Here is a 15,287-nt window from a genome sequence, read left to right as displayed (position 1 = left end):
TGGACCTAAGTGGACAGATGATAAGATCAAGTCAGCTCAACAAGAAGCTGTGAAAGAATTGAGCCGTACGATCAAGTACGTATACGAAGATGGTAAAGAAGCAGCACCAAGCTTCACAGACAGCGCTAAATTCACGCGTATTCTGAAGATCAACGTCGTAACGAAAGCGATCGTAGAAAAAGGCCCATGGACATCACAAGATGACGTGATCAAGGGACAAACTTCACCAGACATCAAGGGTTACGTAGCGGATAAAGCAAGCGTAGCAGATGTGAAGGTTACAGCAGATTCAGCTAAACCAGCCGATGAAGTCGTAACGTACAAGAAGGCTGATCAAAAAGCAACCATCACCTTCGTAGACCAAGCTAAGAAAGAATTGGCTAAGATCTCAGAAGGCGGTAAGTCAGGCGAACCAATTAGCCGTGACCAATACCTTGCGAAGTTGAAAGAATTGACTAACCAAGGTTACAAGGTTGTGAACGATGAGTTCAAGGATCCACAAAACTTTGATGATGATGCAAGCAAGGACCAAAACTACACTGTTCAATTGGAAGAAGGCGTAGTACCATTCGATCCAAACAATCCACCGAAACCAAACGATCCGATGGATCCTAAGAATCCGGATGGACCTAAGTGGACAGATGATAAGATCAAGTCAGCTCAACAAGAAGCTGTGAAGGAATTGAGCCGTACGATCAAGTACGTATACGAAAATGGCAAGGAAGCAGCACCAAGCTTCACAGACAGCGCGAAATTCACGCGTATTCTGAAGATCAACGTCGTAACGAAAGCGATCGTAGAAAAAGGCCCATGGACATCACAAGATGACGTGATCAAGGGACAAACTTCACCAGACATCAAGGGTTACGTAGCGGATAAAGCAAGCGTAGCAGATGTGAAGGTTACAGCAGATTCAGCTAAACCAGCCGATGAAGTCGTAACTTACAAGAAGGCAGAAGTTCCACCTACACCGACACCTGTTCCACCAACTCCAGCTCCGGTACCAAATAAACAAGTACCGAACAAGCCAGTGGAACCGAAAGTTCCTGGAACTACTGCTCTGCCAAATACAGGTGAGAAATCATCTTCAGCAGCAGTGCTTGGTTTAGGAATTGTTGCAACACTCGCAGGTGTCAGCTTGATTAAACCAAGATTGAAAGAAGAAGATTAATTCTTTCTAGCTTGGATAGTAATCACTGAAGAGTTGTGGACGGTTAGTTAACAGCTCGCAAAAATCGATAACTTCTTTACGAAGTTATCGATTTTTTATTTATTCGATTAGCAGACTTTGGTAGTAAGAAATGGGAGAAGATTCCAGTAAAATAGGAGATTTACTGGAGAATGAAGGAGCATCACCTTGAATTTAGTGGCATCATTCATTTTATTATCGAGAGAATGTAATGACTGATCTCGGTATTCTAAAATGTATAAGGAACTAGTGCCCTAATTTTTTCTATCTTTAGTTTGTACTTCAGCAGATAATTTTAGGGAATTGGGGACTTTCCTGTTTTTGTTGGATGATTTTTCTCCTTTCCTGTGTTATAATAAGGAAGATTAAAATTGTAGAATAGTTAAAGGAGAAATTCCAATGGGACGTAAGTGGGCCAACATTGTAGCTAAGAAAACAGCTAAAGACGGCGCAAACTCAAAAGTTTATGCTAAATTCGGTGTAGAGATCTATGTAGCAGCGAAAAAAGGTGAACCAGATCCTGAGTTGAACACAGCCCTTAAGTTCGTTATTGATCGTGCTAAGCAAGCGCAAGTGCCAAAGCATGTTATTGACAAGGCGATTGACAAGGCTAAGGGAAATACAGACGAGACCTTTACAGAAGGCCGTTATGAAGGTTTTGGGCCGAATGGTTCTATGTTGATTGTTGATACCTTGACTTCGAATGTTAACCGAACTGCGGCCAATGTCCGTGCAGCCTTTGGGAAAAATGGCGGCAATATGGGTGCTAGTGGCTCTGTATCTTATCTTTTTGACAATAAAGGTGTTATCGTTTTTGCTGGTGATGATGCAGACAGCATCTTTGAATTGCTTTTAGAAGCAGATGTAGATGTGGACGATGTAGAGGCTGAAGAAGGAAGTATCACTGTTTATACAGTGCCAACTGACCTACATAAAGCAATCGTGGCCTTGCGTAAATCTGGTATCCAAGAATTCCAAGTGACAGAGCTTGAAATGATTCCTCAGTCTGAAGTGGAATTAACAGGAGAAGATTTAGAAACCTTCGAAAAATTGTATAGCGTCCTTGAAGACGATGAAGATGTCCAAAAAATCTACACCAACGTAGATGGCTTCTAATTGAATAACATAAAAATACAGTCTGATTTAGTATAAGCTGCGTTCTAAGGCAGTTTCTAAATTAGACTGTATTTATTTTTAGTTAGTTAAGTGAAATTTTTTTAGGAATTGTTCCTGTTCCTCTTTGATAGCTTCTGTAGGATTTTTTACAGCAAGAATCATCTCAATCATTTCAGGATTGGCTTCGCGTACTAGCTGGCTGAGAGCCCAGATGGCCGTAGCGATATGGATAGGATTTTGTCCTTTATCGATAATTTCTAGTAGTTTGGGAATAGCAGAGCGGTCATTAGCATTGGCTAAAGCAATGATGGCATTGCGCTGCAGGATGTTTTTACCCCGCCAACTACCTGCTATATGGCCAAATTTTTCCTTAAATTGACCATTAGAAAGTTCCAAGAAAGGAAGGAGCTCTGGATGGGCCAGTTCGGGGTCGATATCAGTTGCGAGTGGATTGTCTAAACCTTTATTATAGGGGCAGCAGATTTGGCAGATATCGCAGCCATAGATGACTGTCTTGATTTTTTTGCGAAATTCCAGATCCATGATGCCTTTGTCTTGGGTCTGAAAGGATAGACAGCGCTTGGCGTTCATAGTCCCATCACCAATGAGGCAGGAGGTAGGGCAGGCTGTCAGGCAGCGGTTGCAGTCTCCACAGTCATAGTCGACAGGCTGGTCAGGTTCGATGTCCAGATTGGTAATGAGCTCACCCAAAAACATGTAGGAACCAAATTCCTTGGAGATAACCAAGCCGTTCTTGCCGATAAAGCCTATTCCTGCTCGCCGGGCTACAGCGGTGTCGACCAAGGCTCCTGTATCTACCATGCCTTTATATTCAAAGTCGGCAGTTAACTCCTCAATTCCCTTTGCAAGCCGATCTAGCTTGTCCTGTAGGACATAGTGGTAATCCAGTCCCCAGCTATTGGGAGTGAATTTCCCTCGCTTGTAGGCTGTTTTTTGCGGCTGCTGTTTGAGCTTGTGGGGGTAGGCGACTGCGATAGAGATGATGGTCTTAGCTGAGGCCAAACTCAGCTTGGGCTTAATTCGCTCCTCGATGTTTTTATGTTCAAATCCTGAATTTCGACCTTCTTCTACAGCCAAGCGCAGCGACTTTTCCAGATAGTCAAAGTCATCCGCTGTCGTAAAACCAATTTTAGAAATGCCAATTTCTTTTGATAATTTGATAATTTCTTCTTTGATATTCATTGCTATTATTATATCGAAATTATGAGAATTATGCGAGAAACTACTTCGTGAAAATCATGATTATTTAGCAAATTTGAGTGCAAGAAGAGTTAGGCAGATAAGCGTGTAAATTGAGAAATGACAGCCTTTCAAGCCAATTGCCAAATGGATTATTTCTTGAAAGATATGGGGAAACATGCTATAATGAGAGGAAACATTTATAAACAGAACATAGCGAGTAAGGAATAAAATGGCTAATATTTTAAAAAAAATCATCGAAAATGATAAAGGTGAAATAAGAAAATTAGAAAAGATGGCGGACAAGGTCATGTCCTATGAGGACGAAATGGCAGCCTTGACCGATGAAGAATTGCAAGCAAAAACAGTTGAATTTAAGGAACGTTATGCTAATGGTGAAACTTTAGATCAACTTTTGTTTGAAGCATTTGCAGTTGTCCGTGAAGGAGCTAAGCGTGTCTTAGGTCTTTTCCCATATAAGGTTCAGATTATGGGGGGGATTGTCCTTCACCATGGTGATGTGCCAGAAATGCGTACGGGGGAAGGGAAAACCCTGACAGCGACTATGCCTGTTTACCTGAATGCCTTATCTGGTCAAGGAGTTCACGTTGTTACAGTCAATGAATACTTATCTGAGCGTGATGCGACTGAGATGGGTGAACTTTATTCTTGGTTGGGACTTTCTGTTGGTATCAACCTAGCATCTAAGTCACCAATGGAAAAAAGAGAAGCTTATGCTTGTGATATCACCTACTCTACCAACTCTGAAATTGGTTTTGACTACCTGCGTGATAACATGGTGGTTCGGGCTGAAAATATGGTACAGCGTCCGCTTAACTATGCCTTGGTTGACGAGGTGGATTCTATCTTGATTGACGAAGCGCGTACGCCATTGATCGTGTCAGGACCGACTGCTTCTGATACGAATCAGCTTTATTACAGAGCGGATAGCTTTGTGAAAACACTTCAAAAAGATGACTATATCATTGATATTCCATCTAAGACGATTGGTTTGTCAGATTCTGGTATTGACAAGGCTGAAAGTTACTTTAACTTAGAAAATCTATACGACCTTGAGAATGTTGCTTTAACGCACTTTATCGACAATGCCTTACGTGCTAACTATATTATGACCTTAGATGTGGATTATGTCGTGAGTGAAAAGCAGGAAATCCTCATCGTTGACCAATTTACTGGGCGTACAATGGAAGGTCGTCGTTTCTCTGATGGACTTCACCAAGCGATTGAAGCAAAAGAAGCTGTGCCTATCCAAGAAGAATCAAAAACATCTGCTTCGATTACCTACCAGAACCTTTTCCGTATGTATAAAAAGCTATCAGGGATGACAGGGACTGGTAAGACAGAAGAAGAAGAATTCCGCGAAATTTATAATATCCGTGTAATTCCAATTCCAACGAACCGTCCGGTCCAACGTATTGACCATCCAGATTTGCTGTATCCTAGCTTGGAAGCGAAATTTAAAGCAGTCGTGGAAGACGTCAAGGAACGCTACAAAACAGGCCAGCCTGTCTTAGTCGGTACAGTATCGGTTGACACGAGTGACTATCTTTCTCAAAAATTAGTGGCTGCAGGAATTCCTCATGAAGTTCTGAATGCTAAAAACCACTATAAAGAAGCACAGATTATCATGAATGCTGGTCAACGTGGTGCTATTACCATTGCGACCAACATGGCTGGACGCGGTACCGATATCAAGCTAGGTGAAGGTGTCCGTGAATTGGGTGGACTTTGTGTTATTGGTACAGAGCGCCATGAAAGCCGCCGGATTGATAACCAGCTTCGTGGACGTTCAGGTCGTCAAGGGGATCCAGGTGAATCACAATTCTACCTATCTCTAGAAGATGATTTGATGAAACGCTTTGGTTCCGAGCGTATTAAGGCCTTGCTTGACCGAATGAATCTGAGCGAAGAAGAGTCTGTCATCAAGTCTCGGATGCTAACGCGTCAGGTGGAAGCAGCCCAAAAACGGGTTGAAGGAAATAACTACGATACTCGGAAGCAAGTCCTCCAATATGACGATGTCATGCGCGAACAACGTGAAATTATCTATTCTCAACGCTATGATGTCATCACAGCAGACCGTGATTTGGCTCCAGAAATCCATGCTATGATCCGTCGTACCATTAATCGGATCGTAGATGGTAGCAGCCATTCAGACCATGATGAAAGAATTGAAGCGATTCTGAATTTTGCTAAATATAACCTTGTAGCAGAGGACTCTATCTCAGCTGATGATATAGAAGGTAAATCCAAGCAAGAAATCAAAGATTACTTGATGGAGCGAGCTTCTGAAGTTTATGACAATCAGATTTCTAAGCTTCGGGATGAAGAAGCAGTTCAAGAGTTTCAAAAAGTGCTGATTCTACGAGTTGTAGATAATAAATGGACAGATCATATCGACGCCTTGGATCAATTGCGTCAGGCTGTGGGACTTCGCGGATATGCTCAGAACAACCCAGTTGTTGAATATCAGGCAGAAGGTTTCCGGATGTTTAATGACATGATTGGCTCTATCGAGTTTGATGTTACTCGTCTCATGATGAAAGCACAAATTCATGAGCAAGAACGTCCACGTACAGAGCACAGTATCAGCACGACAGCTACTCGCAATATTGCTGCCCAAAACCCAAATCTTCCAAAAAATGTTGATTTATCCTCTGTTAAAAGAAATGATTTATGTCCATGTGGTTCAGGTAAGAAATTTAAAAACTGTCATGGTCGCAAGAAGTAGTTTATAAGGAGAGAAGATGACCTTTAAAGCAACTAGTCAACCAATCAATGTAGCAGAAGTGCGTCAGCTTGCTAAGTTAGAAGGTTCTATTCTAGCTCGTAAGCAAGAACGAGATCGCCAACTAGAAGCTATTATCCGCGGTGAGGATGATCGTATCCTTTTGGTTATCGGTCCTTGCTCCTCAGACAATGAAGAAGCTGTCTTGGAATATGCCAAGCGTTTGGCAGCTCTTCAGGAAGAAGTCAAAGATCGGATCTTTATGGTCATGCGGGTCTACACTGCCAAGCCACGAACCAATGGTGATGGCTACAAGGGCTTGATTCACCAGCCTAATGCGACAGCGGCACCTAGCCTAATCAACGGAATTAAAGCGGTGCGCAACCTGCATTACCGCGTGATTTCAGAAACTGGAATGACGACGGCTGACGAGATGCTTTATCCAGAAAATCTTCCCCTAGTAGATGATTTGATTTCCTATATGGCGATCGGTGCTCGTTCTGTTGAAGATCAGCAGCACCGGTTTGTAGCCAGTGGAGCGGATTTCCCGACTGGTTTGAAAAATCCTACATCTGGCAATCTAAATGTCATGTTTAATGGCATTTATGCGGCTCAGAACAAGCAGAGCTTCCTCTTTGCAAATCGAGAAGTAGAGACGAGCGGAAATCCTTTGGCCCATGCGATTCTGCGCGGTGCCATCAATGAATATGGGAAGAACATCCCGAACTACTATTATGATAATCTGCTGGACACAATCGCCCAGTATGAAGCAATGGGATTAGAAAATCCATTTATCATCATTGATACCAACCATGACAACTCTGGTAAGCAGTATTTGGAGCAAGTCCGTATTGTTCGTCAGACTTTGATCAACCGCGACTGGAATGATAAAATCAAGAAGGTTGTTCGTGGCTTTATGATTGAATCTTACTTGGAAGATGGCCGACAAAATGAACCAGAAGTCTTTGGCAGGTCTATCACAGATCCATGCCTAGGATGGGATAAGACGGTTGAACTCGTCCATGAGATATACGACACACTAGGTAAATAATATGGCATTTATAGAAAAAGGTCAGGAAATTGACATCGAGCAGATCAAGTCTGCAACGATTTTGTCAGACCAAGCTCTACAAAAGAAGAATCAGCGCGATCAGGAATTGGCTGCCATCATCAAGGGAGAAGATCAACGCTTGCTCTTGGTTATCGGCCCCTGCTCATCTGACAATGAAGAGGCGGTGCTGGAGTATGCTCGCCGCTTGGCTGACCTGCAGCAGAAGGTGGCGGATAAGATCTTTATCGTCATGCGGGTCTATACTGCCAAGCCTCGGACCAATGGGGACGGCTATAAAGGGCTCGTTCACCAACCAGATACTTCAAAAAGTCCAAGTTTGATCAATGGGCTAAAGGCAGTGCGCCAGTTGCATTACCGAGTCATTACTGAGACAGGCTTGACGACTGCTGATGAAATGCTCTATCCTTCTAATCTAGTGTTGGTAGATGATTTGGTCAGTTACCATGCCGTAGGCGCTCGTTCGGTTGAGGACCAAGAACATCGCTTTGTAGCGTCTGGCATTGACGCTCCGGTTGGTATGAAAAATCCTACATCTGGCAATCTTGGAGTCATGTTTAATGCCGTCTATGCTGCTCAAAATAAGCAAATCTTCCTTTATCATGGTCAAGAAGTGGAAACTCTAGGTAATCCTTTGGCGCATGTGATTTTGCGAGGTGCTTTAGATGAGTACGGTAAGAACAAGCCTAACTTCTATTACGAAAATCTTCTGGATGTGATCAAACGCTATGAAGAAATGAAACTGTCCAATCCTTTTATCCTGATTGATACCAATCATGACAATTCTGGAAAGCAGTATTTGGAGCAGATCCGGATTATCCGTCAGACTCTGATCAACTGTGCTTGGAATGAGCAAATCAAAAAGGCTGTACGTGGATTCATGATTGAGTCCTATTTGGAGGATGGCCGCCAGAATGAGCCAGAAGTCTTTGGTAAGTCCATTACCGATCCTTGCTTGGGCTGGGACAAGACAGAAAAGCTCATTCAGGAAATCTATGATACCTTAGAAAAAGAAGCTTAAATAGAAAGGATTAGGAGGCTTTGATAGAAGTCTACTAATGAATATAGGCAAGCTCATACTCTACGAAAATCTAATTTTGATGATGTTAAACCCCTTTGATACATTTCAGTGTCATTCTCATCGGTTTGCCTTGTCGAAATTAGATTTTCTTTCAATCTCCTTGGGAGAAGGGTCTTGCTTCGTATTCCTAATAGAAGTATGATAAGAGGACACGGAATAGATATAGAAGAGATTTCCAGCATTGGTCGGGCTTACGAGAAGAATGCGCGCTTTGCTGAGAAAATCTTGACGGCTCAGGAGTTGGCTCGGTTTGGCTCCTTAAAGGGCAAGCGCAAGCTGGAATATTTGGCAGGTCGCTGGTCAGCTAAAGAAGCCTTTGCCAAGGCTTGGGGAACCGGTATTGGCCCTGTGACTTTTCAAGAGTTGGAAATTTTAAATGATGATAAGGGGGCGCCTTATTTTAGCAAGTCCCCCTTTGCTGGTTCGGTATGGCTATCAATCAGTCATGCTGGAAATCTGGTGACAGCCAGTGTGATTTTGGAGGAAGACAATGAAAGCTAGTCTACATAGACCCACTAAAGCAGTCATAGACCTGTCTGCTATTGCATTTAATATTGAGCAAATTGCGGCTCATATTCCCCAATCGGTCCAGAAGTGGGCAGTAGTCAAGGCCAATGCTTATGGACATGGTGCGGTTCCTGTCTCTCAGCATATTCAGCCGCTTGTAGATGGTTTTTGTGTGTCTAATATTGACGAAGCCCTAGAACTACGAGAAGCTGGCATTGCTAAATCCATTCTTATTTTGGGCGTTTCTTCATTGGAGGCTGTGCCTTTAGCGATCCAGCAGCAGATTACTTTGACGGTGGCCAGTCTAGCTTGGTTGGAGGAGCTCTTGAGCCAGCAGGCTAATCTGACTGGCTTGACTGTCCATATTAAGATTGATTCAGGCATGGGACGCATTGGCTTCCGTGATAGTCAAGAAGCCCAGCAAGCAATTAGCCGCCTGCAAGCAGCAGGTGCTGTGGTAGAAGGAATTTTCACTCATTTTGCAACAGCCGACGAATTAGATACAAGTCATTTTGTAGCTCAATTAAATCGCTTCAAAGAGATTTTGAGTGAGTTAGCTTTCTTGCCGCCGATTGTGCATGCTAGCAACTCTGCTACAACTCTTTGGCACAGTGAAACGATTATGAATGCTGTTCGGCTGGGCGATATTATTTACGGGCTGAATCCTAGCGGACGAGTGCTGGACTTGCCTTATGAGGTCAAACCAGCTTTGAGTTTAGAATCTGCCTTGGTTCACGTCAAAGAAATTCAAGCGGGTGCCCATGTCGGCTATGGGGCGACCTATACCAGTGATAGCCAGCAAATCATTGGAACCATTCCTCTGGGTTACGCTGATGGCTGGACCCGGGATATGCAGGGCTTTGATGTCTTGATCGATGGTCAGCACTGTCCAATTGTCGGTCGTGTTTCCATGGATCAGATCACGGTGCGTCTGCCTCGAGTCTACCCTTTGGGAACGCAGGTGGTCTTGATTGGTCAGAGTGGAGCTGAGCTTATTACAGCAACGGATGTGGCGGAAAAGCGTGGTACGATCAATTATGAAGTGGTCTGCTTAATCAGCGATAGGGTACCAAGAGAGTATAAAAAGTAAAAGACAATTAAAAAGAAGGAAAGGAGACAGGATGAATCTGCATCAGGCTTTGACGGCCCTGCCAGGAGTGGGGCCAAAATCGGCTGAAAAATTTAAAAAGCTAGGCCTTGAGAGCCTGCAGGATCTCCTGCTCTATTTTCCTTTTCGCTATGAGGATTTTAAGAGCAAGAATGTCCTCGACTTGGAGGATGGAGAAAAGGCAGTTATTTCTGGGATCGTCGCGACTCCAGCTAATGTCCAGTACTATGGCTACAAGCGCAATCGCCTGCGTTTCACGATCAAGCAGGGAGAAGTCGCGATTGCAGTCAATTTTTTCAATCAGCCTTATCTGGCAGATAAGATTGAGCTGGGAGCAACGGTGGCTATTTTTGGTAAATGGGATAAGGCCAAGGCCAGTCTGACGGGGATGAAGGTTTTAGCTCAGGTCGAAGACGACTTGCAGCCAGTTTATCGAGTTGCCCAAGGAATTAGTCAGGCCAGTCTAGTCAAACTGATTAAGGCGGCCTTTGACCAAGGTTTGGATCAGTTATTGGAGGAAAATCTTCCTCCTGTCCTTCTGGAGCGTTACCAGCTTTTGGGGCGCACTCAAGCTGTGCGTGCTATGCACTTTCCTAGGGACTTAGCGGAATACAAGCAGGCCTTGCGTCGAGTCAAGTTTGAAGAACTTTTTTATTTCCAGATGCAGCTGCAGGTTCTGAAGCATGAGACCAAGGATGTCAGCCAGGGACTGGCTATTCCTTGGCAGGAAAAAATGCTGGCTCAAAAGAAGGCTGCCTTGCCATTTTCTCTGACGGAAGCTCAGGAGCGGAGTCTGGAAGAAATTCTCAGTGATTTGCAATCGCCTGGTCACATGAACCGCCTCCTGCAGGGAGATGTTGGCAGTGGTAAGACCGTGGTGGCTGGTTTGGCTATGTATGCCGCCTATACGGCAGGTTACCAGTCGGCTTTGATGGTTCCGACAGAAATCTTGGCTGAGCAGCATCTGGATAGCCTGACTCAGCTCTTTCCTGAGCTGAATTTTGCCCTCCTAACTGGCGGTATGAAAGTCGCTGAACGCAGAGAGACTTTGGCTGCCATAGAGTCAGGACAAGTGGATATGGTGGTCGGCACCCATGCCTTGATTCAGGAAGGGGTAGTCTATCATCAACTGGGTCTGGTCATTATTGATGAGCAGCATCGTTTTGGGGTGGACCAGCGTCGGATTTTGCGGGAAAAGGGGAATAATCCAGACGTTCTCATGATGACAGCCACGCCTATTCCTCGGACTTTGGCCATTACCGCTTTTGGCGATATGGATGTCTCTATCATCGACCAGATGCCGGCCGGTCGCAAGCCCATCATTACTCGCTGGGTCAAGCATGAGCAGTTGGAAGTAGTCTTGGACTGGATGAAAAAAGAGCTGGCCAAGGGCGCCCAAGTCTACTTCATTTCTCCCTTGATTGAGGAATCAGAGGCCTTGGACTTGAAAAACGCGATTGCTCTAGAGGAAGAACTCAAGGCCTACTTTGCCAATCAGGCTCAGGTAGCTTTGCTCCACGGTCGTATGAAAAATGACGAAAAAGAAGCTATAATGCAGGACTTCAAGGACGGGAAAACGGATATTTTAGTGTCAACTACAGTTATTGAAGTCGGCGTCAATGTTCCGAATGCGACCATCATGGTTATCATGGATGCTGACCGCTTCGGACTCAGCCAGCTTCATCAGCTGCGGGGACGAGTTGGTCGGGGAAATAAGCAGTCTTACGCCGTTCTGGTTGCCAATCCCAAGACAGAGTCTGGGAAGAAACGCATGAAAATCATGACCGAGACAACAGATGGCTTTGTTCTGGCTGAGGAAGACCTCAAGATGCGTGGTTCTGGTGAAATTTTCGGTACCCGTCAGTCTGGTATTCCAGAGTTTCAGGTAGCGGACATCGTGGAGGATTATCCCATTTTGGAAGAAGCGCGCAAGGTAGCCAGCCAAATCGTTGCCAATCCTAGCTGGCGGCAGGATGCCAATTGGCACTTGGTATCCCTGCATCTAGAAAAACGCGATTATCTGGATTAGCGAGATAAAGTTTGGATTTCGTTTAAGCTTTCTGCAAGAAAATTCTAAGCCTTCCTTAAGCTTTGAGGCCTATAATAAAAGCATCAAAAGAAACGAGGTGGCAAAAATGAAAGTAGCAGTTAAAGTAACCTATAAAAAAGAATTCAAACAGATGCGCCGCGTGAACAAGACTTATGGAATTTAATATTTCCAAGTGAAAGATAAAAGAAGATACCTCTGGAAGAAATTCTGGAGGTATTTTGCTATTGAATCAAGGCTTTCTTACAATTTATGTTATAATATAGAATAACTATGATAAAAGGAGCTCAATTATGTTTCCAGATGACAGTTTGACTTTACATACAGACTTATATCAAATCAATATGATGCAGGTTTATTTCAACGAGGGTATCCATAATAAGCGTGCTGTTTTTGAAGTCTATTTTCGCAAGAATCCTTTTAATAATGGCTATGCCGTTTTTGCGGGCTTAGAGAGGATTGTGGCTTATCTGAATGATTTGAAATTCAGTCAGACGGATTTGGACTATTTAGCGTCCTTGGGCTATAATGGAGCTTTCTTGGAGTATTTACGTGATTTCAAGATGCAGCTGACCGTGCGTTCTGCTAAAGAAGGAGATTTGGTTTTTGCCAATGAGCCGATTGTTCAGGTCGAAGGACCGCTGGCACAATGTCAGTTGGTGGAAACAGCGATTTTAAATATCGTGAATTTCCAAACCTTGATTGCGACCAAGGCAGCTCGTATCCGCTCTGTGATCGAAGATGAGCCACTGATGGAGTTTGGTACCCGTCGTGCTCAGGAAATGGATGCGGCGATTTGGGGTACGCGGGCAGCTGTTATCGGTGGAGCCAACGGTACCAGCAATGTTCGGGCAGGCAAGCTCTTTGATATTCCCGTTCTGGGGACGCATGCCCATGCACTTGTGCAGGTTTATGGCAATGATTACGAGGCTTTCAAGGCTTATGCAAGCACTCATCGGGATTGTGTGTTCTTGGTAGACACCTACGATACCCTTCGGATCGGGGTTCCTACGGCCATCCGTGTGGCGCGTGAATTGGGCGATAAAATTAATTTCCTAGGTGTGCGGATTGACTCTGGAGACTTGGCCTATATTTCTAAAAAAGTTCGCCAGCAATTGGATGAAGCGGGCTTCCCAGATGCTAAAATTTACGCTTCCAATGATTTGGATGAGAATACCATCCTCAACTTGAAAATGCAAAAGGCCAAGATTGATGTCTGGGGCGTAGGGACCAAGCTGATAACTGCCTACGATCAGCCAGCTCTGGGTGCGGTTTACAAGATTGTAGCGATTGAAGATGAGAATGGGCACTTGCGCAATACCATCAAGCTGTCTAACAATGCTGAAAAGGTTTCGACTCCGGGCAAGAAGCAGGTTTGGCGGATTACCAGCCGTGAAAAAGGCAAGTCTGAGGGCGATTACATCACTTATGATGGCGTTGACGTTACCCATCTGGCAGAGCTGGAGATGTTCCATCCGACTTATACTTATATCAATAAAACAGTCAAGAATTTCGATGCGGTGCCGCTCTTGGTGGATATTTATAAAGAAGGTCAGCTCGTTTACGAGTTGCCGAGTCTATCAGAGATTCAGGATTATGCCCGCCGAGAATTTGACAAACTCTGGGACGAATACAAGCGGGTCCTCAATCCACAAGATTATCCGGTCGATTTGGCGCGTGATATTTGGCAGGACAAGATGGACTTGATTGACCAGATGCGCAAGAAAGCCTACCAAACAGGAGCAGAAAAATGAGCCTACAAGAAGAAATCATCCGTCAACTAGGCGTCAAGCCCGTCATTGACCCAGAGGAAGAAATCCGCAAGACGGTGGACTTTCTCAAGGCCTATCTGAGAAAACATCCCTTTTTAAAAAGCTATGTTCTGGGCATTTCTGGTGGGCAAGACTCAACCTTGGCTGGTCGCTTGGCCCAGCTAGCCATAGAAGAAATGAGGGCTGATACAGGAGATGACAGCTATCGCTTTATCGCTGTCCGCCTGCCTTACGGCGTTCAAGCGGATGAAGACGATGCCCAAAAGGCTCTGGCTTTCATCCAGCCAGATGTCAGTCTGACAGTTAATATCAAGGAATCCGCTGATGCCATGACAAAAGCTGTAGAGGCGACAGGTGCCAAAGTTTCTGACTTTAACAAGGGCAATATCAAGGCCCGCAGCCGCATGATTGCCCAGTATGCTTTGGCTGGTTCATACAGTGGGGCTGTCATTGGGACCGACCACGCAGCAGAAAATGTCACAGCCTTTTTCACCAAGTTTGGAGATGGCGGAGCAGATATCTTACCACTTTACCGTCTCAATAAACGTCAAGGTAAGCAACTTTTGGTTGCCTTAGGAGCGGATCCGGCCCTCTATGAAAAGGTGCCGACGGCTGATTTGGAAGAGGAAAAACCGGGGATTGCCGATGAAGTCGCTCTAGGCGTGACCTATAATGAAATTGATGATTATCTCGAAGGCAAGTCCGTTTCAGCCCAAGCCCAAGAAACGATCGAGTCTTGGTGGCACAAAGGTCAGCACAAACGCCATTTGCCGATTACGATTTTTGATGAATTTTGGAAGTGAAAATCTCGATCGAAACTTTTTAGTCTGAGCCAAGAAATGAGGAAGTTATGGAAAAGACAGGTACACAGTCTATTGAAACCAAACGCCTTTTGCTAAGACCTTTTCTGGAATCGGATGCTCAAGCTATGTATGACAATTGGGCTTCTCGTCCGGATAATTTGCTGCATGTGACTTGGGATGCTCATGAGAGTCCTGATGTTACCCAACAGTCTATTGCTCGCTGGGTTGAGAATTATCAAAACATGGATTTTTACAAGTGGGCCATCTGCCTGAAGGAAAAACCTGAACAAGTGATTGGTGATATTAGTGTGGTAGATAGAGATGAAGCAGTCAATGCTTGCGAGGTCGGTTATATTTTAAGTAAAGACTATTGGGGGCAAGGGCTGATGACAGAAGCTTTGAAAGCTGTTCTAAACTATCTCTTGCAAGATGCAGGATTCAATCGTGTCACAGCAAGATTTGTAACAGCCAATCCAGCTTCGGGGCGTGTTATGACTAAAGCTGGCATGAGCTACGAAGGTACTTTCCGTCAGGCTATATTTCATAAAGGACAAGTCAAAGATTTTTCCGTCTATGGGATCCTAAAATCAGATTTAAAAAGAAAAAGTTAGGCTTGCCTAACTTTTTTACTTGCGCTCTTTTTTTA

At 44.4% G+C, this 15,287-nt stretch carries 12 protein-coding genes; 11 read left to right on the top strand and 1 reads right to left on the bottom strand.

Annotation, left to right across the window (positions count from 1 at the left end; translation table 11 throughout):
* Together D8791_RS09755 and D8791_RS09750 are read left to right on the top strand one after the other, a co-directional pair.
* On the top strand, positions 1–1,171 hold a 1,171-nt coding region (locus tag D8791_RS09755; RefSeq protein ID WP_125447648.1), incomplete at its 5' end, for a mucin-binding protein.
* Positions 1,172–1,588: 417 nt separating this feature from the next.
* The gene (locus D8791_RS09750) at positions 1,589–2,305 is read left to right on the top strand and encodes a YebC/PmpR family DNA-binding transcriptional regulator (protein ID WP_125447646.1); all 717 of its coding nucleotides are present in this window, start codon (positions 1,589–1,591) and stop codon (positions 2,303–2,305) included.
* 78 nt (positions 2,306–2,383) lie between these two features.
* Here D8791_RS09750 and queG read toward each other — a convergent pair whose 3' ends face one another.
* Positions 2,384–3,508 carry a tRNA epoxyqueuosine(34) reductase QueG gene (gene queG, locus D8791_RS09745; RefSeq protein WP_125447644.1) on the bottom strand — a complete coding sequence of 375 codons (1,125 nt, stop codon included), beginning with the start codon at positions 3,506–3,508 and terminating at the stop codon, positions 2,384–2,386.
* Positions 3,509–3,737: 229 nt separating this feature from the next.
* Here queG and secA point away from each other — a divergent pair, with 229 nt between their 5' ends.
* From secA to D8791_RS09700, 9 genes are all read left to right on the top strand, one after another.
* Positions 3,738–6,257 carry a preprotein translocase subunit SecA gene (secA, locus tag D8791_RS09740; RefSeq protein ID WP_125447642.1) on the top strand — a complete coding sequence of 840 codons (2,520 nt, stop codon included), beginning with the start codon at positions 3,738–3,740 and terminating at the stop codon, positions 6,255–6,257.
* A gap of 16 nt (positions 6,258–6,273) precedes the next feature.
* The gene (locus D8791_RS09735) at positions 6,274–7,305 is read left to right on the top strand and encodes a 3-deoxy-7-phosphoheptulonate synthase (protein WP_125447641.1); all 1,032 of its coding nucleotides are present in this window, start codon (positions 6,274–6,276) and stop codon (positions 7,303–7,305) included.
* A gap of 1 nt (position 7,306) precedes the next feature.
* Positions 7,307–8,344, top strand: coding sequence for a 3-deoxy-7-phosphoheptulonate synthase (locus tag D8791_RS09730; RefSeq protein ID WP_125447639.1), 1,038 nt, complete (start codon positions 7,307–7,309; stop codon positions 8,342–8,344).
* A gap of 198 nt (positions 8,345–8,542) precedes the next feature.
* Positions 8,543–8,905: a holo-ACP synthase gene (acpS, locus tag D8791_RS09725; RefSeq protein WP_185760582.1), complete on the top strand. Its 363-nt coding sequence runs from the start codon at positions 8,543–8,545 to the stop codon at positions 8,903–8,905.
* The gene (alr, locus tag D8791_RS09720; RefSeq protein WP_125447635.1) at positions 8,895–10,001 is read left to right on the top strand and encodes an alanine racemase; all 1,107 of its coding nucleotides are present in this window, start codon (positions 8,895–8,897) and stop codon (positions 9,999–10,001) included. The genes acpS and alr overlap by 11 nt, the downstream gene beginning before the upstream one ends.
* Before the next feature lie 31 nt (positions 10,002–10,032).
* Entirely contained in the window at positions 10,033–12,048 is a 2,016-nt protein-coding gene (gene recG / locus D8791_RS09715; protein WP_125447633.1) for an ATP-dependent DNA helicase RecG, read from the top strand.
* 311 nt (positions 12,049–12,359) lie between these two features.
* The gene (locus tag D8791_RS09710; RefSeq protein WP_125447631.1) at positions 12,360–13,820 is read left to right on the top strand and encodes a nicotinate phosphoribosyltransferase; all 1,461 of its coding nucleotides are present in this window, start codon (positions 12,360–12,362) and stop codon (positions 13,818–13,820) included.
* Positions 13,817–14,641 (top strand): NAD(+) synthase, encoded by an 825-nt coding sequence (gene nadE / locus D8791_RS09705; protein ID WP_125447629.1) that lies wholly within the window; start codon positions 13,817–13,819, stop codon positions 14,639–14,641. The genes D8791_RS09710 and nadE overlap by 4 nt, the downstream gene beginning before the upstream one ends.
* 47 nt (positions 14,642–14,688) lie before the next feature.
* Positions 14,689–15,252, top strand: a complete 564-nt coding sequence (locus D8791_RS09700; protein ID WP_125390779.1) for a GNAT family N-acetyltransferase — start codon at positions 14,689–14,691, stop codon at positions 15,250–15,252.
* Positions 15,253–15,287: the final 35 nt, after the last annotated feature.

Source organism: Streptococcus cristatus (assembly GCF_003943515.1).
Lineage (GTDB): Bacteria > Bacillota > Bacilli > Lactobacillales > Streptococcaceae > Streptococcus > Streptococcus cristatus_D.
This window is presented reverse-complemented; position numbering and strand designations above follow the sequence as displayed.

Bases quoted from the DNA above. Each gene is read 5' to 3' on its own strand.
- D8791_RS09750 (WP_125447646.1), top strand. From the start codon at position 1,589: ATGGGACGTAAGTGGGCCAACATTGTAGCTAAGAAAACAGCTAAAGAC.
- queG (WP_125447644.1), bottom strand. From the start codon at position 3,508: ATGAATATCAAAGAAGAAATTATCAAATTATCAAAAGAAATTGGCATT.
- secA (WP_125447642.1), top strand. From the start codon at position 3,738: ATGGCTAATATTTTAAAAAAAATCATCGAAAATGATAAAGGTGAAATA.
- D8791_RS09735 (WP_125447641.1), top strand. From the start codon at position 6,274: ATGACCTTTAAAGCAACTAGTCAACCAATCAATGTAGCAGAAGTGCGT.
- D8791_RS09730 (WP_125447639.1), top strand. From the start codon at position 7,307: ATGGCATTTATAGAAAAAGGTCAGGAAATTGACATCGAGCAGATCAAG.
- acpS (WP_185760582.1), top strand. From the start codon at position 8,543: ATGATAAGAGGACACGGAATAGATATAGAAGAGATTTCCAGCATTGGT.
- alr (WP_125447635.1), top strand. From the start codon at position 8,895: ATGAAAGCTAGTCTACATAGACCCACTAAAGCAGTCATAGACCTGTCT.
- recG (WP_125447633.1), top strand. From the start codon at position 10,033: ATGAATCTGCATCAGGCTTTGACGGCCCTGCCAGGAGTGGGGCCAAAA.
- D8791_RS09710 (WP_125447631.1), top strand. From the start codon at position 12,360: ATGTTTCCAGATGACAGTTTGACTTTACATACAGACTTATATCAAATC.
- nadE (WP_125447629.1), top strand. From the start codon at position 13,817: ATGAGCCTACAAGAAGAAATCATCCGTCAACTAGGCGTCAAGCCCGTC.
- D8791_RS09700 (WP_125390779.1), top strand. From the start codon at position 14,689: ATGGAAAAGACAGGTACACAGTCTATTGAAACCAAACGCCTTTTGCTA.